This is a genomic window from Sphingomonas gei (genome assembly GCF_004792685.1).
Taxonomy (GTDB): Bacteria; Pseudomonadota; Alphaproteobacteria; order Sphingomonadales; family Sphingomonadaceae; genus Sphingomonas; species Sphingomonas gei.
Genome location: NZ_SRXT01000003.1, coordinates 1 through 21,071, shown reverse-complemented (window position 1 = coordinate 21,071; position 21,071 = coordinate 1). Strand labels below are relative to the sequence as shown.

Annotated in this window: 21 protein-coding genes, 2 tRNA genes and 1 rRNA gene; 11 read left to right on the top strand and 13 right to left on the bottom strand. The window is 65.7% G+C overall.

Features of this window, described 5'->3' with window-relative positions; genetic code table 11:
* Window positions 1–7 precede the first annotated feature (7 nt).
* From E5A73_RS07405 to arsH, 3 genes are read left to right on the top strand one after another with little or no spacing between them, the layout of a single operon-like run.
* The gene (locus E5A73_RS07405) at window positions 8–535 is read left to right on the top strand and encodes a GNAT family N-acetyltransferase (protein WP_135963622.1); all 528 of its coding nucleotides are present in this window, start codon (window positions 8–10) and stop codon (window positions 533–535) included.
* 20 nt (window positions 536–555) lie between these two features.
* On the top strand, window positions 556–1,587 hold the full coding sequence (gene arsB, locus E5A73_RS07400) for an ACR3 family arsenite efflux transporter (RefSeq protein WP_135963190.1): 1,032 nt from the start codon (window positions 556–558) through the stop codon (window positions 1,585–1,587).
* A 34-nt stretch (window positions 1,588–1,621) separates the two neighbouring features.
* Window positions 1,622–2,383 carry an arsenical resistance protein ArsH gene (gene arsH, locus E5A73_RS07395; protein ID WP_135963189.1) on the top strand — a complete coding sequence of 254 codons (762 nt, stop codon included), beginning with the start codon at window positions 1,622–1,624 and terminating at the stop codon, window positions 2,381–2,383.
* 67 nt (window positions 2,384–2,450) lie between these two features.
* Here arsH and E5A73_RS07390 read toward each other — a convergent pair.
* Together E5A73_RS07390 and E5A73_RS07385 are read right to left on the bottom strand one after the other, a co-directional pair.
* Window positions 2,451–2,525: transfer RNA gene (locus tag E5A73_RS07390), tRNA-Gln, on the bottom strand.
* Between the two features lie 23 nt (window positions 2,526–2,548).
* The gene (locus E5A73_RS07385; RefSeq protein WP_135963188.1) at window positions 2,549–3,646 is read right to left on the bottom strand and encodes a branched-chain amino acid aminotransferase; all 1,098 of its coding nucleotides are present in this window, start codon (window positions 3,644–3,646) and stop codon (window positions 2,549–2,551) included.
* A gap of 77 nt (window positions 3,647–3,723) precedes the next feature.
* On the opposite strand from E5A73_RS07385, the gene E5A73_RS07380 reads away from it, so the two are divergent.
* Window positions 3,724–4,203: a MarR family transcriptional regulator gene (locus E5A73_RS07380; protein ID WP_135963187.1), complete on the top strand. Its 480-nt coding sequence runs from the start codon at window positions 3,724–3,726 to the stop codon at window positions 4,201–4,203.
* Window positions 4,204–4,306: 103 nt separating this feature from the next.
* Here E5A73_RS07380 and E5A73_RS07375 read toward each other — a convergent pair whose 3' ends face one another.
* The 5 genes from E5A73_RS07375 to E5A73_RS07355 all read right to left on the bottom strand — a co-directional run bounded on the left by E5A73_RS07375 (window position 4,307) and on the right by E5A73_RS07355 (window position 7,281).
* Window positions 4,307–4,927 carry a hemerythrin domain-containing protein gene (locus tag E5A73_RS07375; RefSeq protein WP_135963186.1) on the bottom strand — a complete coding sequence of 207 codons (621 nt, stop codon included), beginning with the start codon at window positions 4,925–4,927 and terminating at the stop codon, window positions 4,307–4,309.
* Between the two features lie 74 nt (window positions 4,928–5,001).
* On the bottom strand, window positions 5,002–5,793 hold the full coding sequence (locus E5A73_RS07370; protein ID WP_135963185.1) for a pyrroline-5-carboxylate reductase family protein: 792 nt from the start codon (window positions 5,791–5,793) through the stop codon (window positions 5,002–5,004).
* Window positions 5,790–6,293: a type III secretion system chaperone family protein gene (locus E5A73_RS07365; RefSeq protein WP_135963184.1), complete on the bottom strand. Its 504-nt coding sequence runs from the start codon at window positions 6,291–6,293 to the stop codon at window positions 5,790–5,792. The genes E5A73_RS07370 and E5A73_RS07365 overlap by 4 nt, the downstream gene beginning before the upstream one ends.
* Before the next feature lie 121 nt (window positions 6,294–6,414).
* On the bottom strand, window positions 6,415–6,702 hold the full coding sequence (locus tag E5A73_RS07360) for an accessory factor UbiK family protein (protein WP_135963183.1): 288 nt from the start codon (window positions 6,700–6,702) through the stop codon (window positions 6,415–6,417).
* Between the two features lie 21 nt (window positions 6,703–6,723).
* Window positions 6,724–7,281, bottom strand: a complete 558-nt coding sequence (locus E5A73_RS07355) for a TspO/MBR family protein (RefSeq protein WP_135963182.1) — start codon at window positions 7,279–7,281, stop codon at window positions 6,724–6,726.
* Window positions 7,282–7,701: 420 nt separating this feature from the next.
* Here E5A73_RS07355 and E5A73_RS07350 point away from each other — a divergent pair, with 420 nt between their 5' ends.
* Window positions 7,702–8,466: a DUF3313 domain-containing protein gene (locus tag E5A73_RS07350; protein WP_168355850.1), complete on the top strand. Its 765-nt coding sequence runs from the start codon at window positions 7,702–7,704 to the stop codon at window positions 8,464–8,466.
* A gap of 86 nt (window positions 8,467–8,552) precedes the next feature.
* Here E5A73_RS07350 and E5A73_RS07345 read toward each other — a convergent pair whose 3' ends face one another.
* Window positions 8,553–9,293 (bottom strand): TlyA family RNA methyltransferase, encoded by a 741-nt coding sequence (locus E5A73_RS07345; protein ID WP_206366419.1) that lies wholly within the window; start codon window positions 9,291–9,293, stop codon window positions 8,553–8,555.
* Between the two features lie 114 nt (window positions 9,294–9,407).
* Here E5A73_RS07345 and E5A73_RS07340 point away from each other — a divergent pair, with 114 nt between their 5' ends.
* The 6 genes from E5A73_RS07340 to E5A73_RS07315 all read left to right on the top strand — a co-directional run bounded on the left by E5A73_RS07340 (window position 9,408) and on the right by E5A73_RS07315 (window position 12,421).
* Entirely contained in the window at window positions 9,408–9,869 is a 462-nt protein-coding gene (locus tag E5A73_RS07340; protein ID WP_135963180.1) for a lysozyme, read from the top strand.
* 37 nt (window positions 9,870–9,906) lie between these two features.
* Window positions 9,907–10,251: a DUF3140 domain-containing protein gene (locus tag E5A73_RS07335; protein WP_135963179.1), complete on the top strand. Its 345-nt coding sequence runs from the start codon at window positions 9,907–9,909 to the stop codon at window positions 10,249–10,251.
* A gap of 54 nt (window positions 10,252–10,305) precedes the next feature.
* A complete protein-coding gene (locus E5A73_RS07330; protein ID WP_135963178.1) occupies window positions 10,306–10,728 on the top strand; it encodes a hypothetical protein in 423 nt (140 codons plus the stop codon).
* A gap of 96 nt (window positions 10,729–10,824) precedes the next feature.
* Window positions 10,825–11,241 carry a glycine zipper 2TM domain-containing protein gene (locus tag E5A73_RS07325; RefSeq protein ID WP_135963177.1) on the top strand — a complete coding sequence of 139 codons (417 nt, stop codon included), beginning with the start codon at window positions 10,825–10,827 and terminating at the stop codon, window positions 11,239–11,241.
* Between the two features lie 63 nt (window positions 11,242–11,304).
* Window positions 11,305–11,730 carry an OsmC family protein gene (locus E5A73_RS07320; protein WP_135963176.1) on the top strand — a complete coding sequence of 142 codons (426 nt, stop codon included), beginning with the start codon at window positions 11,305–11,307 and terminating at the stop codon, window positions 11,728–11,730.
* A gap of 97 nt (window positions 11,731–11,827) precedes the next feature.
* Window positions 11,828–12,421, top strand: a complete 594-nt coding sequence (locus E5A73_RS07315) for an alpha/beta hydrolase (protein WP_168355849.1) — start codon at window positions 11,828–11,830, stop codon at window positions 12,419–12,421.
* A gap of 5 nt (window positions 12,422–12,426) precedes the next feature.
* Here the strand turns inward: E5A73_RS07315 and E5A73_RS07310 are convergent, their stop codons facing one another.
* From E5A73_RS07310 to rrf, 5 genes are all read right to left on the bottom strand, one after another.
* A complete protein-coding gene (locus E5A73_RS07310) occupies window positions 12,427–13,791 on the bottom strand; it encodes an HlyD family type I secretion periplasmic adaptor subunit (protein ID WP_135963174.1) in 1,365 nt (454 codons plus the stop codon).
* A complete protein-coding gene (locus E5A73_RS07305) occupies window positions 13,788–15,521 on the bottom strand; it encodes a type I secretion system permease/ATPase (protein WP_135963173.1) in 1,734 nt (577 codons plus the stop codon). The genes E5A73_RS07310 and E5A73_RS07305 overlap by 4 nt, the downstream gene beginning before the upstream one ends.
* A gap of 86 nt (window positions 15,522–15,607) precedes the next feature.
* The gene (locus E5A73_RS07300) at window positions 15,608–20,212 is read right to left on the bottom strand and encodes an Ig-like domain-containing protein (protein ID WP_135963172.1); all 4,605 of its coding nucleotides are present in this window, start codon (window positions 20,210–20,212) and stop codon (window positions 15,608–15,610) included.
* Between the two features lie 245 nt (window positions 20,213–20,457).
* Window positions 20,458–20,534: transfer RNA gene (locus E5A73_RS07295), tRNA-Met, on the bottom strand.
* A gap of 186 nt (window positions 20,535–20,720) precedes the next feature.
* A 5S ribosomal RNA gene (rrf, locus tag E5A73_RS07290) occupies window positions 20,721–20,835 on the bottom strand.
* Between the last annotated feature and the right edge of the window lie 236 nt (window positions 20,836–21,071).

Sequence of the window (21,071 nt, the reverse complement as noted above, 5' to 3'; positions counted from 1 at the left end):
CGTCGCGATGACCGTCGCGATCCGCCCCGTCGCGCTTGAAGACGCAGCAGCTATCGCAGGCATATACGCGCACCACGTGCTGCATGGCACGGCGACCTATGAGACGGTGCCGCCTTCGGTTGCAGCCACGCGAGAGAAGATCGAGCACATCACCGCGAAGGACTGGCCATTCCTCGTCGCGTGCGAGGGTGAGGCGCTCGTTGGCTATTGCTACGCGACCCAGTTCCGTGATCGCCCGGCTTACGCGTATTCGTGCGAAGATAGCATCTATGTGTCTGTCGACCATGCGCGGCGGGGGATTGGCCGTGCTCTGCTGGCCGCACTGCTGACTGCAGCGACGGATCAGGGGTTCCGGCAGATGGTCGCCGTGATCGGCGGCGCCGAACCGGCCTCGATTGCGCTGCATTCGGCATTCGGCTTCGAGCATGCCGGCCGTCTTCCTGCCATGGGCTGGAAGGCAGGTCGCTGGCGGGACAGCGTCTATATGCAAACCGCCCTGGGGGCCGGGTCTTCCACCAGCCCGGCAGCGCATTGAGCACCGGCGAGAAGGCCGCGATGGCCACCTTCGAACGCTATCTCAGCGTCTGGGTTGCACTGTGCATCGTCGCGGGGATCGGGCTCGGCTACGCATTGCCCGGACTGTTTGCGGCGATCGCGTCGGTGGAGGTCGCGAAGGTCAACCTGTTCGTCGCGGTGCTGATCTGGCTGATGATCATCCCGATGCTGCTCAAGATCGACCTGGCCGCCCTCGGCTCGGTCCGGCAGCATTGGAAAGGCGTCGGCGTAACGCTCTTCATCAACTGGGCGGTGAAGCCGTTCTCGATGACCCTGCTGGGAGCGTTTTTACTGGGTTATCTCTTCCGGCCGCTCCTGCCGGAAAGCGACATCAGCTCCTACATCGCCGGCCTGATCCTGCTCGCCGCGGCTCCATGCACTGCCATGGTGTTCGTCTGGTCCAACCTCTGCGACGGCGATCCTACCTATACGCTGAGCCAGGTCGCGCTGAACGACATCATCATGGTGTTCGCGTTTGCGCCGTTGGTCGCGATGCTGCTCGGCGTCGCATCGATCGCGGTTCCGTGGGACACGCTCCTGATCTCGGTCGCGCTGTACATCGTGGTGCCGGTGATCGCCGCCCAGTTCATCCGCCGCGCCGTCTTGTCGGCCGTGGGGCAGCCCGGCCTCGATCGGTTGCTCGGCCGGCTTGGGCCCACGTCGCTGTTCGCGCTGCTGACGACGCTGGTCCTGCTGTTCGGGTTCCAGGGGGAGGCCATCATCGCGCACCCGCTAGTGATCGCGCTGATTGCCGTACCGATCCTCATTCAGGTCTATTGCAATGCCGGGCTGGCTTATTGGCTGAGCCGCCGGTTCGGGGTGGCATGGTGCGTTGCGGCACCCTCCGCGCTGATCGGCGCGTCAAACTTCTTCGAGCTCGCCGTAGCCGCCGCGATTTCGCTGTTCGGACTGAAGTCTGGCGCCGCGCTCGCGACCGTCGTCGGCGTACTCGTCGAGGTCCCCGTCATGTTGTCGGTCGTGTCGATCGTGAAGCGTACCCGTCTCTGGTATGAGGCTGGAATACGCGGATGATGGTTTCCGCCACCTGCTTCTCCGAGGAAATTGTATGAGCCGCCTGCGTACTCTCGGCGACCCGGAGGTGCTTCCTGCGCTCGATCCGGCCTATGCGCGTCGACGACCCGCAACCGGTCTCGGCGACGACCAGCCACCGCCGCGGATCCTGTTGCTGTACGGCTCGCTGCGCGAGCGTTCTTTCTCCCGTCTCGCCGTCGAGGAAGCGGCGCGCCTGCTGCAGCTGTTCGGCGCCGAGACGCGTATTTTCGATCCCTCGGACCTCCCGCTTCCCGACCAGATTGCGGACGACGATCACCCGGCAGTGCACGCGCTTCGCACGCTCTCGATGTGGTCGGAGGGCCAGGTCTGGTGCAGCCCCGAGCGTCATGGCCAGATCTCCGGCATCATGAAGGCCCAGATCGATCACCTGCCGCTGGAGATGAACGGAATGCGCCCCACACAGGGCCGTACGCTCGCGGTGATGCAGGTGTCCGGCGGATCGCAGTCGTTCAACGCGGTCAACACGCTGCGGCTGCTCGGTCGCTGGATGCGGATGTTCACCGTGCCGAATCAGTCTTCGATAGCAATGGCGTACAAGGAGTTCGACGAGGCCGGACGCATGAAACCGTCCAGCTATTACGACCGGATCGTCGATGTGATGGAGGAACTGGTGCGGTTTACCGTGCTGCTGCGTCCGCATGCCGGCCAGCTTGTCGATCGCTACTCCGAACGGAGGGCCGCCGGACTACGCTTCGACGTCGCCGCGGACCTGGCGGCAAAAGCGCTCTCATCGGCGAGGGCGACAGTCGACTAGTTTCGGGTGCGACGCAAATCGCGGCCGGATCACGACTACGTGTAGAATCAGTATCTTAAGCAAGAACTGGCTGGGGCGGCAGGATTCGAACCTGCGAATGGCGGCATCAAAAGCCGCTGCCTTACCACTTGGCGACGCCCCACCGGGAAGCGGGCTTATAGGGCCTCAGAAGAGACGTTCAACCCAGCCGTGCGGATCGGGCGCGGTTCCCCGCTGAATCGACACGAGTTGCTGACGGAGCTGCTCGGTGAGCAGGCCGGGACCACCGTTTCCAATGGTGAAGTCGAAGCCGCGCCCCTTCACCCGGCCGATCGGGGTGACGACGGCGGCGGTGCCGCAGGCGAAGGCTTCGCGTAAGTGTCCGCTCGCGGCATCGGCTTTCCATTCGTCGAGGCTGTAGGGCTCCTCGCGCACCGTGATTCCCTCCGCACGCGCCAGCGCCAGCAGCGAATCACGGGTGATTCCGGGCAGGATCGTGCCGGTCAGCGGCGGCGTCCGGATCGAGCCGTCTTCGAACACGAAGAAGACGTTCATCCCCCCCAATTCCTCGACATAGCGGTTCTCGGCCGCATCAAGGAAGACGACCTGGTCGCAGTCATGGCCGATCGCCTCGGCCTGAGCGACGAGGCTGGCGGCGTAATTGCCGCCACATTTGGCGGCGCCGGTTCCGCCGGGCGCGGCGCGGGTGTAATGCTCCGAAACCCAGAGCGTGACCGAAGGCGCGCCGCCCTTGAAATAGGCACCCGCCGGCGAAGCGATCACCAGATAGAGATATTCCTGCGCCGGTCGCACCCCGAGGAAGGTCTCGCTGGCGAACATGAAGGGGCGCAGATAGAGCGAGGCGCCGTCGCCCTCAGGGATCCAGTCGCGGTCGGTGCTGACCAGTTCGCGGATCGACGAGAGGAACAAATCCTCCGGCAGCTCGGGCATGGCCATCCGGCGCGCCGATTCGGCGAAGCGCGCAGCATTGGCGTCGGCGCGAAACAAGGTCGCGCCGCCGTCGGGCATGCGATAGGCCTTGAGGCCCTCGAAAATCTCCTGCGCATAATGGAGCACCGCGCAGGCGGGATCGAGCTGGATCGGGCGGCGCGGTTCGATGCGGGCGTCGTGCCAGCCTCTGTCCGCCGTATAATGGATCACCGCCATGTGGTCGGTGAAGATCTTGCCGAAGCCTGGATTGGCGAGCAGCGCGGCGCGATCGGCATCGGCCACCGGGCTGGCATGCGCCTCAAACTCGAAATCAAGAACCGTCGCGTCTGCCATTGCACCCTTCCCGACTGTGCCGGCCGTACACCTGACCGGGTTGCGGAGGACTAGGCCGCGGGGCTAGAATGGTCAACATGGCTGCCCCAATTCCCGCGTCCCCCTTGTTCCTGCGCGAGCCCGAAATCCGCCGCGGCATCGAGCTGCTCTATTTCGGTTACGCCAACCTCACGCACTCGATCGACGCGGGGCTGGCCAAGCAGGGACTGGGGCGCGCGCACCATCGTGCGCTCTATTTCATTGCGCGCGAACCCGATTTGACGGTGAGCGCGCTGCTGGCGATCTTGGGAATCACCAAGCAATCGCTCGGGCGGGTGCTGGGCGAGCTGGCCGAGCGCGGGATGGTCGAGACGCGGACGGGCGAGCGCGACCGGCGACAGCGGCTGCTGCGGCTCACACCCACGGGCGCGGCGCTCGAGGCGGAGCTGTTCGAAGCGCTGCGCGAGAAGATGTCGACCGCCTATTCGAGCGCCGGGCAGGGCGCGGTCGGCGGGTTCTGGGCGGTACTCGAAGGGCTGATGCCCGAGAGCGAGCGAAACAGCGTTTCGGGGCGGTAATCCGGCACCGTTCGCCCTGAGCCTGTCGAAGGCCGTGGCGCGCGGGCCTGTGCTTCGACCAGCTCAGCACGAACGGGGAGAGGTCGCCCTCTCCCCGCTTCCGTCAGGCGACCTTGAAGCCTTCCTTGTTCATCGTCAGCGTCAGCGCCTTGTTCTTCTCTTCGGAGAGCTGGGCGCGCAGCATCGGGAAAAGCTGCATCTCCTCCTCCTGCATGTGCTTCTCGATGTCGGCGCGGAATTCGCGAACCTTGGTGATCCAGGCCGGCGAGGCGTTGGGAATATTCTCCAGCTCGTAGAGATATTGCTTCACATAGCCGTGCTCTTTGGTGAGCTCGTCGGCAGCGTCGCGCTGGCCGATTTCGCGCAGCGCCGGATAGATGACATTCTCTTCCTCGACCGCATGCTTGAGCAACGCATGCTTGAGGTGCGAGAGCAGCATCGAGCGCTTGACGGTGTTGTGCTCGTCGGTCGCCTCGATCGCGTCGAACACCTTGAGCGTCGCCTGATGCTCGAGGACGAGCGCTTCGTCCCAATTGCCGGCGAGCGCGGTCGGCGCCTGCACCGCCGCCTTGCGGCCGAACATCGCGAGGATCCCGAGCGCGGCGCCGCCGGCGACTGCACCCGCGACCATTCCGAAATTGCTCGACTTGCCTTCGCCGCCTTTCGCCGAAGCCGATCCTTTGAAACGTCCCTTGCTGTCGCGCGTGGCCGTGTCCGTTACCATTTCCCGCCTCCGTTGATAGATGAGTCGGGAGCACAACAATTTTGGACGGCGGGCGTTCCGTCCCTGCCGGGAAGTTAGCGGCGCGCTTCGGCGGCCATTTCGGCGTTGCGGCGCTGCGAGGCGGCGAGCGTCTCGCGGAGCAACGCGTTGAGTGCATCGCCGCGGTCGAGCACGTTGAGGCCCTGGCGAGTCGAGCCGCCTGGGCTGGCGACGCGATCGGCGAGCACGCCGGGGGCGACATCGGCCCGCGCGGCGAGCAGGCCGGAACCCTCTACCGTCGCGATCGCCAGCCGCTGCGCCTGATCCGGCTGCAGGCCGAGCGCCGCGCCCGCTTCGGCCAGCGCGTCGATGAAGCGATAGACGAAGGCCGGGCCGCAGCCCGACAGCGTGGTGACCGCTTCGAAAAGATTCTCGTCGTCGATCCACTCGACCAGGCCGAACGGTGCCATCAGCGCGTCGACGCCGGGAATGCGGTCTCCGTGGAGCCCGACGACGCCCTTGCCGAGCGCAACCGGCAGATTGGGCATCGCGCGGACGATCGGGTGGCCAGGGAAGCGTTCCCTGAGGGTCGCGACTTCGGCGCCGGCGAGGATCGAGATTAGCGGGGTGCCGCTCGCGGGAATCAGGGGCGCGACATCGTGGATTTGCTGGGGCTTCATGCCGAGCTGGATGAAATCCGGGGCAGGCTCGTCGGGGAACGCCCTGCCCTGCCGCACGCCGACGGGGAGTTCGCGATCGTGGCGATTGACGACGAAGACGTTCTCCGGCGCGACCACGCCGCTGGCGATCCACTGGTGGAGCATCGCCCCCGCCATATTGCCGCAGCCCAGCAGCCATAGCTGCAGCGGCGGCGCGGCGCCGGTCATGCTTCGCCCTGCGTCTCGATCAGTGCCGAGGCGAGCGCATCCTGCGGAGTCTTGCCGCCCCACAATACGAACTGGAATACGGGATAGAAGCGCTCGCACTCGTCGATCGCGCTTTCGACCAGCAACTCGGCCTGATCGAGCGTCAGCGTCTTGTCGCCCGCGCCATCGATCATCGCGGCGTGACGGAACAGCAGGATGCCGCTGGCCGACCAGAGTTCGAAATGGCCGATCCACAATTGCTCGTTGACCAGCCCGATCGTCTCGTAGACCGCCGCGCGGCGATCGTCGGCGACGCGGATATCCGGGAAGCCGAGGAACTGGAGCACGCCGTCATCCTCGCGCCAGATCGCGCGCAGCTCATATTCGGTCCAGCTGCCCTTGAACTTGGCGACGATCTCGTCGTCCTCGCGCTCATAGGACCAGCCATGCGCCGCGAAGTAATTTTCGAGCATGTCGATCGGCGCGGCGTCGTCGCGGTCGAATTCGGCCTCGTCCAACATTCCTAACTCCGCGCGCCGTGATTGGCCGAACAAAATCCTGCCAATCGTGTTCCGAGCGCACAAGCGCGCGGTGCGCAACCCTGTCTAAAAGCTGTGGACAAGCGGTTCTTAACCGGTGCGCTCAAGAAGCAGCCTGCGGTGCGATCGGTGCCGGGCTGGCCTGCGCGGAGAGCTGCGCCTCCAGTGTGGCCAGACGGCCCTTGAGCGCATCATTCTCGTCCCGCGCGGCGACGGCCATCGCCTTGACCACTTCGAACTCGTCGCGCGAAACGAAGTCGAGCCCGCCGATCCACTCGCGGGCACGTTCACGCGTCGCGCCTTCGGCTTCGCGCGCCATGCCGGCGACGGTGCCCGCCGCGCCGTTCATGAACTTGACGAAATCGTCGAACAGGCGGTTGTCGGTCTGCATCTCGAGCTTCCTAAACGAACTTCAGCGAATCTCTATCTGGTCAACCGCGCGCGAAGGTACAAGGGACTCGGCGTTCGGATTGAGCGCATCGATCTGCCAGAGCAGAACGAAGGCGAAGCTCAGCCAGGCGAGATAGGGCACCAGCAACAGGCCCGCGCCGCGGCGCACCTGCCAGAACAGCAGGATGGTGATCAGCACCAGCACGAGCAACGCGGCGATCATCACCAATGCCGTATCGACCTTGTGCAGCCCGAAGAACACCGGCGTCCAGGCGAGATTGACGGCGAGCTGGACGACGAAGGCGAGCAAAGCGAGCGCGCGGCCGCGCGAACCGCGCGCGTTGATCACCAGCGCGAGCGCGAGGCCCATCATCACGTAGAGGATCGACCAGGCGACGGGAAACGCCCAGCCGGGGGGCATGATCTCGGGCTTTGCGAGCTGGACGAACCACGGATTCTCATCGCCGCTGGGGGCAAGCTTGCCCGAGGCGAAACCGAGCAGCAGCATGAGCGGGACCGTCACCATCGCCCAGCGAAAATAAGCGAGGCGCAACTGACCTTTGGACGCGATCTCTCTCAACCCGGTTCTCCCCATGCCGACGCGTGGAAAACACGCCTCGTCCCCGGAACGATCCACTAGTCCAAAGTCTGCGCGGTCGCAAAGATGCGATCGGTGCTGGGAATCCCAAAAGCTGCCGATGCTTTTCTGGTGAGGGTCCGCGTCCGCCGCGGTGTCTGAGGATGAAAGAAGCGAAACGCTTCCGCGCGAACGCCAGGGAAAGAGGGCAATTTCGACGTGCGCTCACCTCCTCGTGGGCGCCCGTCGCTGCTTTCGGGCAACAGAGAATTGGGAGCCTCATCCGTGTCAGTCTATCCGTTCGTTGGCGAGGTATCCGCCGGCGTCCTCATCAATGCCCGCCGCAGCGCAGCCGAATCGCCGCTGGCGCGCGCAGCGGCGTGCCTCGCGCTGGCTTCGTTGGCCGCGTGCGCGACACCGCCGATGACTCGAAGCGGCGCGCTTTCGTCTTATGGCGATCTGGTGCGTCACAAGGGGCGCACCACAGACTCGCAGGCGCGGGTCAGCAAACAGGATGTCCTTGCCGCAAAGACGGTGCGGATATTGCCGGCGCGGTTCGCCGATGGCGTCGGCGCCGACGTGACGGAGAAGAACCGAAACCTGGTAGCCAATGCGCTCGATCGTTCGCTCTGCCGCAAGCTGAGCAAGCGCTTCGACATCGTCACTACCAGCGAGCCCGCCGATCTGAACGTGCAGACCACGATCACCCATATGGGAACCACCAGCAGGATCGCGGCCGGAGCATCGGCGGTCATCGGCTTCATTCCCTCTGCATTGAGTAGCATCCCGCTGCTCAGTCCCAGGGTACCCGTTGGTCTAGGAAGTCTCACCGTCGAGGCCGAAGCTCTGGACCGGGATGGCATGCAAGACGCCGCACTCATCTGGGCGCGCGGTGCCGACTCGATCATGAGCTCGGCCAGAGTTTCGGAAGTAGGCGATGCCTATGCGCTGGCCGGCGACTTTGGCGGCAAGTTCAGCGAACTGCTCATCACCGGCGAGACATCCTCTCGCGGATTGAAGCTCCCCCGGCTGCCCAAATTCGGCGGTTCCAAGAAGGACAGCGACTGCGACATCTTCGGCTCGGATCCGGGACTTCTCGGGAAAATCGGCGAGAATTTCGCGCTGCCGCCCGCGGTGGCGGACAAGGGAGCAAAGCGGGAGAAGCGATTGCCGCCATCGGTGCAGTGAGGCACCATATGCCAGCGCGCTGCATTCACGCTTCCCGAAGCGCCGGGTCGTCAGCGGACTGGCGGCTTTGGTGTCCGCCAATCCGGTCAGCCATCGCCCCGCTCCGCGCCGATCAGGAATTCGACATTGCCCTCCGGCCCGGTGATCGGGCTCCGGGTGATGCCAAGTACCATCCAGCCTTGCGCGGCGACCCAGTCGGCGACTTCGCGGCAGACGCGGTCATGCACTTCCGAGTCGCGCACCACCCCGCCCTTCCCGACTTCACCGCGCCCGGCCTCGAATTGCGGCTTGATCAAAGCGGCCAGCCGGGCGTGCGGCTTGGCGAAGCGTAAGGGGGTTTCGAGCACTTTGGCGAGGCCGATGAAGCTGGCGTCGCAGACGATCAGGTCGATCGGTTCGGGGATGTGCGCCTCGGTGAGGATGCGCGCGCTGGTCTGTTCGTGGACGATGACGCGGGGGTCCTGGCGGAGCTTCCAGGCAAGCTGGTTGGTGCCGCTGTCGACCGCATGGACGCGCGCCGCGCCTCGGCTGAGCAGCACGTCGGTGAAGCCGCCGGTCGAGGAGCCGACGTCGATCGCCACTGCGCCCATCACGTCCCAGCCGAAATGGTCGAGCGCGTGCGCGAGCTTGACCCCGCCCCGCGACACCCAGGGATGATCGCGGCCTTTCACGTCGAGCGCCGCGTCCTCGGGCAGTTGCTGGCCGGGCTTGTCGATCTTGCGATCGCCGGCAAAGACCAGTCCGGCCATGATCAGCGCCTGCGCGCGGGTGCGGCTTTCGACCAGTCCCCGGTCGACGAGCATCTGATCGGCGCGTTGTTTGGCCATGCGCGCCGCTTTGGCGTGGCTTTGCCGATGCTGCAACCGCTCCGGACATAAAGACGATAGCCAAGAACGGCCAAGTGCGGCACAAGTCACGCTCAACTTCGGGGGAGGTTAATCATGACGCCAGGTCCGGCATGTGTCGCACTGATCCAGCAATTCGAAGGTTGCGCGAAGAAACAGACAGATGGCAGCTTCATCGCCTATCCCGATCCGGGGACGGGCGCCGACCCATGGACGATCGGTTGGGGCACCACCGGCGCCGACGTCAAGCCGGGCGTGGTCTGGACTCAACAGCAATGTGACGATCGGCTGACGAAAGACCTCACCAGCTTCGCCTCCAAGGTATCGGCAGTGCTCGGCGCGGCGCAGACAAGCCAGCACCAGTTCGATGCGCTGGTGAGCTTCGCCTATAATGTCGGCGTCGGCAATCTTTCCAGCAGCACCTTGCTCAAGCTGCACAAGGCGAAGGACTTTGCCGGCGCACAGCAGCAATTCGGACGGTGGAACAAAGCGGCAGGCAAAGTTCTTGCCGGGCTCACCAAGCGCCGCGCTGCCGAGGCCGCCTTGTACGGCAGCTGAAGCGGAACGTTTCGCTCGCTGCGGCACTGAGGCGTTGATGGCGAAACAGGACGATCATGCGCATGTCTATGCGCGCTTTCACGACGCAGTGAACATGAGCCCGAGCGAGATCGAGGAATGGCTCGACACGGCGGAAAGCCGCGCGGTCGGCTTCAAGCGCGATGGCGGCGAGAGCGTCGGCCATGCTTCGGGCCGGCGGATCGTGCAGATCCTGCGCACGCCCGAGGCGGAACTGGATGGCGGCGACTATGCGCATATGCGCAAGGTCGTCGGCTTCGTGCGCCGGCATCTCGCGCAGGGGCCGCACCAGGAGCACAAGGTTCCCGGCTCGCGCTGGCGCTCCTCGCTGATGAACTGGGGGCACGACCCGCTCAAGGATTGAGGAACACCGTTCGGCCATGCCCGTTGAAGCCGCGAACCTGGAAAGGGAAGCAGAATGGCAAACAGCACTGGCAAGATAAAGACTCCGGCGAAGAATCAGGCGCGCAGCGCGGACAAAGGCAGCAGCAAGCGGGCGCTGGCGCTCGGAACGTTGTCGGTCGGCGCCGTGGTCGGCGCGATCGTCGCGGCGGCGTTCGGCCTGCTCAAGGGCGGCAAGCAGACCTATGTGGCTGGCAAGCCGCTATCGGGTTCTTCGTTGACGCCGGCGAACGCTCCTGAGGCGGCCAAGGCTGCAGCTACTGCTGAGCATGTCCCTACCGACCTGATGGGCGACGAGCATCCAGGCCCCGAGGATCGTGCGATCGAAGCGTTCCGCCCCGATCCGACCGCGCCGATCCCCGCGAGCGAGCGCGACGCGTTCCGCCCGGCATTGGCCGGAGCGTCGGCGCCGGCTCTCGTCAAGGACGAGGCGCGCTAGGACGCGTTGCTTCTGACGCTGCCCGTGGATCGCCTGACGCAACCTTCCCCTGCGCCGGGCATTCCCCTGTCATCAGACGTTGATTGGAGAGTGAAAATGCGTGCCATCCTGATTGGATTGCTGGCGGCGACTGCCGTTTCGGGTTGTGCAGACACCGGCTACGGGTCGCGCATGTCGGGTAACGACGGCTATCGCAACTATGACTGGAACCGGCCCGATCCGTCGTACGGCGGCTATAATGCCGATCGCTATTATCGCGAGGACCGGAGCCGCCGCGAGCGCCGGCTGGCGCGCGACGAACGCGTCTATCGCGGGCAGGACGGGCGCTATTATTGCCGCCGTTCGGACGGCACCACCGGGCTGATCGTCGGCGGCGTCGCCGGCGGGATCCTCGGCAACATCATCGCACCGGGCGGTTCGGAAGTCCTCGGCACCGTGCTCGGCGCGGCGGCGGGTGCCGCGGCCGGCTCAGCGGTGGATCGCGGCTCGAACAAGGACGTTCGCTGCCGTTGACTTGTCACGATGCGGCGGCATGCTGTCGCCGCATCGTGCAGCACCCACCGAGGGGAAAATCGAATGACCACGCGTATTGCGACTGCCCGCTACGAAGGCTTCGGCAAGGACGGCAAGGGCAAGCTCGACAGCCCCTCGGGCGTGCTCGATGCAACGCCCTATAGCTACAATACCCGCTTCGGCGACGAGAAGGGCACCAACCCCGAAGAGCTGATCGCGGCGGCGCATGCCGGCTGTTTCACCATGGCACTGAGCTTCGCGCTGGCCAAGGCCGGATTCAGCGAAGGCAGTCTCGAGACCACCGCCGCAGTCAAGCTCGAGCAGCAGGGCGACGGCTTCGCGATCACGCGTTCGGACCTGACGCTCAAGGCCGAAGTGCCCGGCATCTCCCCGCAGCAGTTCGACGAACTCGCGGCCGGCGCCAAGGCCAATTGCCCGGTGTCGAAGCTGCTCAATGCCGAAGTCACGCTGAGCCACACGCTGGCCTGAGCGGCATTCGCGTCGAATCTCCACCCGGCGGATAGGAATCCGCTGGCGAGGGGTTCGGCGGCGGTGTAGACTGATTCGTTAGCTGAAGGAGTACGCCGTGGCGACTGCGCTGACTCTCCCTGCGAATCTCTCGCTCGTCGAAATCTCGGCGGCTGCTTCGGCACCGTGGCGCGATCTGTTCGCGGCGCCCGCGCAGGAGCATGTTCCCTATCGCGCCGGCACGCTTTCGGAACGCAATTTGTTGGGGGCACGGCTCGATTCGGCGGTGACTCGCGCGGAAGGTGCAGTGCTGCTGGTCGCCGAAGGCGCCGGCTGTTTCGCGACGGCGTGGTGGGCACGGCTTTCGCCGGCGACCTATGTCTCGCGAGTGGCAGGCGCCTTGTTCTTCGATCCGATCGAGGACGAAGGCGAGAGCGTGGAGAACCTGCTCGACACCTTCGCCTCGCCGCGTACGCACCTGCCCTTTCCCTCGATCGTGCTCGGCCGCGACGACAAGCGCTCGCTGGTCGCATCGCGGGTGCGTGCCCTGGCGGACGGCTGGGGCAGCGGCGTGATCGCGGGATCGCGCAGCGACTCGGCCGGGCCGCTGAAGCGCACGCGCGGAATCATCGAGCGGTTCACCGCCGGCGTGGTCGCACGCGAAGTGCGCACGCATCGCGCGCTGGTACGGCGGGTGCGCGCGGTCAGCTGACCGGCTCAATGCTCACGGAACGACGACCAGAAGCTGCCGAGCAAGGGTTCGAGCGCGTAATCGAGCGCAGTGCGCTTGCGCAGCGGGATCAGCACCTGCACCGGCATTCCGGCCCGTAACGCGAAGGCGCTGCCGCGCACGTCCTGGATCAGGCGGAGCTGGTCTAGCGGGACGGTGATTTCCCCGGTGAAATAGCTCATCCCGCTTTTCTCGTCGGTGAAGCTGTCGGCCGAGAGGCGCGTGAGCTTGCCTTCGAGATTGGGCAAAGTGCGCTCGTGGAGCCCAGAGAATTTTACCAGCGTGCGCTGGCCGACGACGAGATCGTCGGCGTCCTCGGGCGAAATCCGCGCCTGAATCCGCAGCGGTGTGCGCTCGGGGACGATATCCATCAGCTTCTGGCCGGGCGCGACGACGCCGCCCGGCGTGAACACCGTGACGCCGACGACCGCGCCAGTGGCGGGCGCGCGGATCGCAGTGCGTTCGAGCTGGTCGCGCGCGGCGGTCCACCGCGGCAGGATGTCGCCGAGCCGGTTGTCGACGTCGCGCAGATCAGCGGCGCTGCGCTCGTGGAAACTGCGTTCCGCTTCGAGCGCCTGGATCTCGCTCTCGCGTGCGGCGCCGCGGGTCTGCGCGACGCTGGCGCTATACTGGCCGCGCTGGCCGATCAGCTCGGCGCGGGCGCGCTCGAGCTCGCGCATCCGGGTCTGCGAGACGAAGCCTTTTTCGGCGACTGGCCGGAGCGCGTCGATCTGTTCTTCGATCAGGCGGAGCTGCTCGGCGGACGAGACCACTTGCTCGCCATAACCCCGGCCCTGCTGGCCCGATTGGACGACGCGCTGGCCGAGCGCGCCGCGTTGCGCGGCGAGCACCGAGCTGCGTACCTGGAGTTCGTTCTGCTGGGCGCGCATGGCTGCGGCGGCCTCGGCGCTGTCTTCGGGCGAAAGCGCGGCGAACTCGCGCGGCTGGACGATCTGGCTGCGGCCGAGTTGCTCCGACTCGAGCCGCGCGCGCTGGGCGAGCAATCGGATCGCCTGCGAGGCAAGTGCGCGTTCCTGCGCCTGCACCTCGGCGGCGGCGAGCTGGACGAGCAATTGCCCACGCTCGACACGCTGACCTTCGCGCACATAGATCCGACCGACAACCCCGCCGTCGCGATGCTGGACCGACTGGCGCTGCCCGGACACGACAAGCGTGCCCGGCGCATAAGCGGCGGCGTCGAGCCGGGCGAACGCCGCCCAGCCGAGGAACACGACAAAGAACAAGGCGGCGATGATCGCACCGGTGCGGATTTCGCCGCGTGGGTCCGCGACCGGTGGCGGAACGACCAGCGGCGCAGCGCCCGTGGGCGACAGGAGAATGGGGGCGCTCATCCGCTCGCCTTTGCCGTGGGGGGCGTGACTCGCCGAAGATTGGGCGGCGCGATCTTGGGCAGCACTTCGTCGCGCGGTCCGTAGATTTCTGCCCTGCCCTCGCGCAGCACCAGCATCTTGTCGACCACCGGGAGGATGCCGAGCTTGTGCGAGACGATCAGGATCGTGTGTCCCTCGGCCTTGAGCACGCCGAGCGCGGCGACCAATGCTGCATCGCCATCGGTATCGAGATGGGCGTTGGGTTCGTCGAGGATCAGGATGCGCGGATCGCCATAGATTGCGCGGGCAAGCGCGATGCGCTGTGCCTGCCCGGCCGACACGCCGCGCCCGCCGAGCTTGAGCTGATGATCATAGCCGTTCGGCAGTCCCCGGATCAGCGGGTCGGCGCCGACCTTGCCCGCCGCGGCGATCACGCCTGCATCGATCGTGGCGCGATCCTCGCCGATCTCGCCGGCGAAGCGCGCGATATTCTCGGCGACCGATCCGGCGAACAGCGCCGAATCCTGCGGCAGATAGCCGATATGGCGGGCGAGCTGCTCGGGATCCCAGTCGCGCGTGTCGGCGCCGTCCAACCGGATCGTGCCGCGATCGGGCGCCAGCGCACCGGCGATCGTGCGTGCCAGGGTCGACTTGCCGGCGCCGCTGGGGCCGACGATCGCGACCACTTCACCGGGCTCGATCCGCAGCGACACCGCGCTCAGGATCGCGCCGTCGCGCGCTTCGTTGAGCACGGTCACGCCTTCGAGCAGGATCGCGCCCTGTGGCGGCGGCAGGCGAGTCGGTTCGGGCTGGGCGATCTTGCCTTCGAGCAAGGTGTTGAGGCTCTGATAGCTCTGCTGCGCCTGGACGATCGTCTTCCACGTGCCGATCAATTGCTCGATCGGTGCCAGCGCGCGCGCGATCAGGAACGAAGCAGCGAAGATCGCGCCCCCCGAAATCAGATTGTCGACCGCAAGCAGCGCGCCGAGCCCCAAAGCGAGCGACTGGAGCGCGAGGCGGGTGAACTTGGTGGCGGTGAGATAGCTTCCGGCGGCGAAGCTCGCCTCGGTCTGCGCGACCAGCATCGCCTCGCGCTGGCGCAGCTGGCGCGCGACCATCGCACGGCGCATGCCGAGCGCGCGGATGCTGTCGCTGGAAGCGAGCAAGGCGTCCTGATTGGCATAGGAAGTGCTCGCGATCATCTGCGCGCGATCGAGCCGGCTGCGGGTCGCACGCTCATTGGCCCAGGCGATGAGCGGCAGGATCGCGCAGCCGACAATCGCGATCACCCCGATCCAGGGATGCACGAGGAAGCAGACGAGGATGTAGATCGGCACCCAGGGCGCATCGAACAAGGCGAGGATGCCGGCGCCGGTCAGCGTGCCGCGCATAACGTCGAATTCGCGAAGCGCCTGCCGCGCGCCAGGCAGATCGGGACGGCCGAGGGTGGCATCGAGAATCAGCGGCGCAAGCGTGGCATCGAGCTGTACGCCGGCGCGCACCAGCAGCCGGGTGCGGACGCGATCGAGCAGCGACAAAGTCGCCAGCGCGAACAGCAATACCATCGTCAGGAAGACGAGCGTCTGGACGCCCTGGGTCGGCACGACGCGATCATAGACCTGGAGCATGTAGAGCGTCGGAACGATGTAGAGCAGGTTGATCAGCGCGCTGAACACGGCGGCAGACATGAAGTGCCGCCGGCACAGGGCAAGTGCGGCGCGCAACGTACTCAGGGGGCGTTCAACGCGCATTGAGAGGTTCCGTAATGGGCAGTGCCCCGCGACCGATCAGGTCACGGGGCACGACTTTGGCGTTGATCTTCAGCTTAGGCAAATAGTCAGAACCCGTGGCCCAGCGTCACTTCATGGATCAGCCGGCCCACGGTGTCGACAACGGCATCGAGCGCGCCGTCGAGACCGGGCTGGTGGTTCGAATAATAATCGGGCGCGGCATATTTGACTTGGGCGGCATTGCTGACCCCGAGCAAGGTGACGCTCCCGACGCTCAGCGTGAGGACCAGATCCTTGGCGCCGTCGCCATTGACGTCCTGCACCTTGGTGCGGGTTACCTTGACGCCGTCGTCGAGGATGATCTGATCTTCGGCGGTGTTGAAGTCGTAGACAATGTCGTCGCCGAAGTTTGCGCCGAAGTGGAAGCTGTCGGCACCGGCACCACCCCAGAGCTTGTCGTTGCCGTAGCTGCCGAACAGCACATCCTTGCCGTTGCCGCCGAGCAAAGTGTCGTCGCCGAGGCTGGCGAACAGCACGTCGTTGCCGTCGCCGCCGTCGAGCTTATCGTTGCCGAGCCCGCCCGAAAGCCAGTCATGGCCACCGAGTCCGTTCAGCGTGTCGTTGCCGAGCCCGCCGCCCCACAGCCGGTCCTCGCCCGCAGTGCCGTTGATCGTCTCGGTGAAGAAGGTGCCGTTGCGGACGACTCCGTCGGCGATGCCGGTGACAGTCACGCTCACCGTTGCCGTGCTGGTCAGCCCGGCGGCGTCGGTCACCGTGTAGCTGAAGTGATCGACCTGGGTGGCGCCCGGCGCCAGGGCATCGAACGCATCGTTGTCGGCGACATATTTGAGCGTCTGGGTGTCAGCGTCGAAGATCACGCTGCCGAGCGTGGCGCTGGTGTCCACCGCCTTGATCGTCGGCGTCTGACCGGCATCCGGATCGCTGTCATTGCCGAGCAGGGTCGACCACAGGTTCGCGGTGGTGGCGTCCTCGTTGACCGCGACCGAGTCATTGGCCGCAACCGGCGCTTCGTTGACGTCGCCGACTGCGATCGAGAAATTCTGCTGCGCGCTGAGCCCGCCGCTGTCGGTAACCTTGGCGGTCACCGAATAGGCCGCGACGGCCTCGTGGTTGAGCGGCGCGGTAGTGGTGATCACCCCCGTCGCGGCGTCGATCGCGAACAGCCCGCCGGCATTGTCGACCAGCGCGTAGCTGAGCGTATCTCCGGCAGTGTCGCTCGCCGAAACGGTGCCGACCACGGTGCCTGCGGGCAGATTCTCGGCGACGCTGGCATTGCTCAGCGACACATCGTGCGGCGCCGCACCGAGGCGGAGCAATGCGATTTGCGGGTCATGATCGGTCGGGCGGCTGCCGCCGAATTCGGCATTTAGATGCACCGCGTCATATTGCGCGTTGGTGACCAGCCCGCCGGTGACGAGGATGTTGTCGATCTGCTGGGCGTTGCCGCCAAACATGTAGCTGTAGCGCTCCTGCTCGGGCAGCAGCGTGTTGAGATTGGTGAACACCCCGCCCTGCGCCGGATCGGTGAGCTGGGTCTGCGCCTGCTCGAAATAGAAGCCGTTCCAGTCGCCGAGCAATGCGATGTTGAGCGACGGATCGTCGGCGAGATGGTCCTGCACCCACGCCTTGACCCCCGCCGCCTGCGCAGTGCGCGCGGCATCGCCGGCATCGCTGGCCGGCTGGTGATCGCCCCACAAAGGCTCGCTGCCGAGACGCGAGGTGAGATGGACGTTGATCGTGGTGATCGTCTGCCCGGCGAACGCGAATTGCGCGACCAGCGGCTTGCGCGTGCCGTTATAGGCCGCACCGTCGATCAGCTCGGCGCTGCCGGCGACATAAGAGACGCGGTCGATGTTGTAGAAATAGCCGTTGCGGATATTGCCGCCAGGCTCGCCGCCGGTCGAGCCCGCGGTGGTCGGCGCGATCTCGACATAGGCATAATGCTTGCCCGACGTGGCGAAGATCGCGTTGATCAGGCCCTGCGCGGTGACGGTGCCCGACAGGTTCGCCCCCGAGCCGGCGCCATCGGCGTCCTGGATCTCCTGCGCGGCGATGATGTCGGGCGCGCCGAGATTGTAGACGATGTCATGCGCGAGAATGTCGAACTTGTTGTCCGACGCGTCGAGATTTTCGAGGTTGTAGGTCGCGATCGAGAGGTTGTTGGCGTCGCCGTGGAGCGTCGTGGTCTCGCGCGCGAGCGTCGTGTCCTTGGTGGTGGTGACAGCCTCGGTGACCAGCACTTCGTAATTATCGAAGGCATAGTTCACCACGCCGGTGACGCTGCTCAATTGGTCGCCGATCGTATAGCCCGGGGTGAAACCGGCGAAGATGCCGCTATCGTCGTCGATCTGGATCTTTTCGGGATTATAGTCGGGAACGCCTTCGCTGCCCGGCGAGATGGTGATGCCGCCGCGATCGTTGACCCCGGTGGCACCGGTGCCGTGCGAGGCGACGACGTCGGTCTCGCCGAACTCGTTGGTGTTCGACACTGCCTGCGGCGTGTCGATCGTGACGCGCATGCCCTCGAGCGATTCCCAGAAGTCGATCCCGTCCTGCGCGGGGTCGTAGCTGGTGAGGCCGTCATTATCGATCGCTTCGGCCGGCGGCAGCACGCCATTCGCGCCGATCAGCACTGCGTTGGGAAGTGCGTTGCCGTGCGTCTCTACGGTGACGATTGGCGCAGTGATCTCGGTGACGCTGAGGCTGGCAGTGCTGCCGGCGAACTCGGCGACCGAACCGCGCACCGTCACGCCGTCGCCCACCGCGACGCCCGGCGCGTTGCTGGTGAAGACGAACACCGCGTCCGAAGTGCGGGCATTGCCGTCGCCGACCGCCGACTGGACGTAGAAGCCGTTGGTGTCGACCGCGGTGACGATGCCGGTGGTGGCGATGGTCTGGCCGACATAGGCCGAGACATGGCCTTCGCCCTGGATCTGGCTGATCGTCAGCGCGATCGGATCGTCGTTGGTGATCGTGCCGGTCGCCGAGGCGTCGTCGATCACGACATTGCCGGTGGTGGTGCCGAGGCTCACCGACAGCGTCTCATTGGCTTCGCCGACCAGATCGCCCTGCACGGCGACGACGATCTGCTTCGAGGTTTCGCCGGCCGCGAAGCTGACCGTGCCGGATAGGACGGAGCCGGGGGCAAGGTCGTCCGTGGTGGCGGTTCCGTCGAGATTGACGGTGTAGGCGACACTCGCGGAATTGGCAGTGCCGCCGGCGCGATTGACCGTGAAGACCAGGTTGGTGGCGCCGCTATTGCCTTCGGCGACCTGCGCGTCGCCGATGCGGATGTGGCTCGGGCCGTTGGCGGGAAGGAAGGTCTGGCCGCTGTTGAGCGTGCCGAAGCTGTCGTCCGACGCGGCCGACCAAGTGAAGTCGGCCGCGCTCGAGCCGTTGCCGGTGAGTTGGAGCGACAGGCCGATGCCCGGTGCCGGCTCTTCGCTGACGCCAATGTCGGTGCTGGTGACCCCCGCCGCCGGGGTGCCCGCTGCCGCAGTGAAAATACCCTCGTACGACAGCAACTGGATCACCGTGCCGTCGGGGGCGATCAGCGCGACGCCGTCGGCGGCACCGTTCTGAAGACCGTTGACAGGGTAGGCGAAGGACACCGCGCCGAAGCCGGCACCTTCGTCGTCGATCACGCCGGTGAGGTTGGTGGTCGTGTAGGTCGGGGCAGCTTCGGGGGTGTTGCTGCCATTGTAGAGGACAAGCTTGTAGCCGCTGAGATCGGTGCCTGCCGCGCCGGCGATCTCAATCGCCTCGCCGACGTCGGTGCCGACATTGTCGTAGTGGATCTCGTTGATGAACACGTTGGCGACGGGCGCGGGCGGCGCGGCATCGTCATTGGTGATCGTGCCGATGGCGACGGCATCGGCGAGCGCCACCCCACCCTGCGGCGCGCTGAGCGTGACGGTGAAGCTCTCGTCGGCCTCGAAGATGGTATCGCCCTGCACTGGCAGGCGCACCTCGGCGGTAGTCGCCCCGTCGGCAAAGCTCACCGTGCCGGTGGCGGCGAAGGCGGCGCCGAAGTCGCCGGCAGTGGCGCTGCCCAGGCTAACCGTCCAGGTGGCGGAGACCGCGCCGGCGCTGCCATCGGCCCGGGTAACGGTAAAGACGATATCGTGCGTGCCGGCATTCCCCTCGGCGACCGCTGCGTCGGCGATGCTGAGCGTGCCCGGCTGGGGCGCAGCGCTGCCGAAGGTCTGGCCGACATTGACGCCGCCGACGGTGTCATCGCCGATCGCAGCCCAATGGAAGTCCGCATAGGTCGTGCCGCTGCCGACGAGGCCGAGCGAGCCGCCGACCGGGGCGGTGCTGCCCTCCGACACGCCGATATCGACGCTGGTCAGGCCCGCAGCGGGGCCGTTGGTTGCGGTGAACACGCCCTCATAGCTGAGGAACTGCACGACCACGCCGTTGGGATCGACCAGAGCGATCGCGTCGGGGGAGCCGTTCTGGACCCCGTCTACGGGATACGTAATGCCGCGCGTGCCGAAACCGTTCTGCTGGTTGGCGAGGGCCCCGGTCAGCGTGACGGTGCTGTAGCTCTGGCCGTTCGCGCCGTTGTAGAGGATGATCTTCCACCCGGTGAGATCGGTGCCTGCGGCGCCTGCGATCTCGACGAACTCGCCGCTGTCGGCGCCGGCATTGTCGTAATGGATCTCGTTGATGAAGACATTGGCAGCCATGATCGATCCTCTGCTGGTCGGCAATCGCGGAACCGGGGACACCGGACGTAAGCAACGCGATACGGGAGACTCTGGTACTGACTTCTGGCTAGGCGGCGATCATGACAGCCAAGTTGCGCCGCTCAACCGACTTGTGCCGGGATCGGACGTTTTGTGCGACGAATGGAGATGCGCGGTCCCGTGCGGGCACGATCGATGTGGCCTGGACAGCAAAAAGCCCGCAGGCTTTTGCCTGCGGGCTTTTGTGGTTGCGGGAGTAGGATTTGAACCTACGACCTTCAGGTTATGAGCCTGACGAGCTACCGGGCTGCTCCATCCCGCGACATGTCTGTAGGCCTCAAGTGCCGGCGGCAGCATCCGCTGCCTTGGCTTTCCTCCCCCGGACTGGATCCGGGGTCGGGCGGCCGTTCGGCCTTGCGGAGGCTTGCGCCTCCGTTTGGTCAATCTGACGTTGTGAATGGGTTTTTCCTGGGAACTTTGTGTTTAGCGCGGCTGCACGGGCTGCAATGCCTGGCGGCGACCTACTCTTCCATCGCTTGAGCGATAGTACCATCGGCGCTGTCTGGTTTCACGGCCGAGTTCGGGATGGGATCGGGTGGTTCACAGACGCCATAGCCACCAGGCAATGGAGCCCGTGCAAGGGATCCCCACAAAGTAAACCTTTGCGGGAACCCCGACGCGCTAAATTTGGGTTCAAATCGATACCGTGCACACGGAATGAATATCAGCTGCGATTGAATCATCCGACCATATGCAATGCCGGGTGGTTACCCAGGATTGTCATTGATGGTGGAACTCTCAAGCGCGAATAGGACAATTAGTACTGGTTAGCTCCATACGTTACCGTACTTCCACATCC

Coding starts and splice junctions, on each gene's coding strand:
- E5A73_RS07405 (WP_135963622.1), top strand. CDS start 8: ATGACCGTCGCGATCCGCCCCGTCGCGCTTGAAGACGCAGCAGCTATC.
- arsB (WP_135963190.1), top strand. CDS start 556: ATGGCCACCTTCGAACGCTATCTCAGCGTCTGGGTTGCACTGTGCATC.
- arsH (WP_135963189.1), top strand. CDS start 1,622: ATGAGCCGCCTGCGTACTCTCGGCGACCCGGAGGTGCTTCCTGCGCTC.
- E5A73_RS07385 (WP_135963188.1), bottom strand. CDS start 3,646: ATGGCAGACGCGACGGTTCTTGATTTCGAGTTTGAGGCGCATGCCAGC.
- E5A73_RS07380 (WP_135963187.1), top strand. CDS start 3,724: ATGGCTGCCCCAATTCCCGCGTCCCCCTTGTTCCTGCGCGAGCCCGAA.
- E5A73_RS07375 (WP_135963186.1), bottom strand. CDS start 4,927: ATGGTAACGGACACGGCCACGCGCGACAGCAAGGGACGTTTCAAAGGA.
- E5A73_RS07370 (WP_135963185.1), bottom strand. CDS start 5,793: ATGACCGGCGCCGCGCCGCCGCTGCAGCTATGGCTGCTGGGCTGCGGC.
- E5A73_RS07365 (WP_135963184.1), bottom strand. CDS start 6,293: ATGTTGGACGAGGCCGAATTCGACCGCGACGACGCCGCGCCGATCGAC.
- E5A73_RS07360 (WP_135963183.1), bottom strand. CDS start 6,702: ATGCAGACCGACAACCGCCTGTTCGACGATTTCGTCAAGTTCATGAAC.
- E5A73_RS07350 (WP_168355850.1), top strand. CDS start 7,702: ATGACTCGAAGCGGCGCGCTTTCGTCTTATGGCGATCTGGTGCGTCAC.
- E5A73_RS07345 (WP_206366419.1), bottom strand. CDS start 9,293: ATGGCCAAACAACGCGCCGATCAGATGCTCGTCGACCGGGGACTGGTC.
- E5A73_RS07340 (WP_135963180.1), top strand. CDS start 9,408: ATGACGCCAGGTCCGGCATGTGTCGCACTGATCCAGCAATTCGAAGGT.
- E5A73_RS07335 (WP_135963179.1), top strand. CDS start 9,907: ATGGCGAAACAGGACGATCATGCGCATGTCTATGCGCGCTTTCACGAC.
- E5A73_RS07330 (WP_135963178.1), top strand. CDS start 10,306: ATGGCAAACAGCACTGGCAAGATAAAGACTCCGGCGAAGAATCAGGCG.
- E5A73_RS07325 (WP_135963177.1), top strand. CDS start 10,825: ATGCGTGCCATCCTGATTGGATTGCTGGCGGCGACTGCCGTTTCGGGT.
- E5A73_RS07320 (WP_135963176.1), top strand. CDS start 11,305: ATGACCACGCGTATTGCGACTGCCCGCTACGAAGGCTTCGGCAAGGAC.
- E5A73_RS07310 (WP_135963174.1), bottom strand. CDS start 13,791: ATGAGCGCCCCCATTCTCCTGTCGCCCACGGGCGCTGCGCCGCTGGTC.
- E5A73_RS07305 (WP_135963173.1), bottom strand. CDS start 15,521: ATGCGCGTTGAACGCCCCCTGAGTACGTTGCGCGCCGCACTTGCCCTG.
- E5A73_RS07300 (WP_135963172.1), bottom strand. CDS start 20,212: ATGGCTGCCAATGTCTTCATCAACGAGATCCATTACGACAATGCCGGC.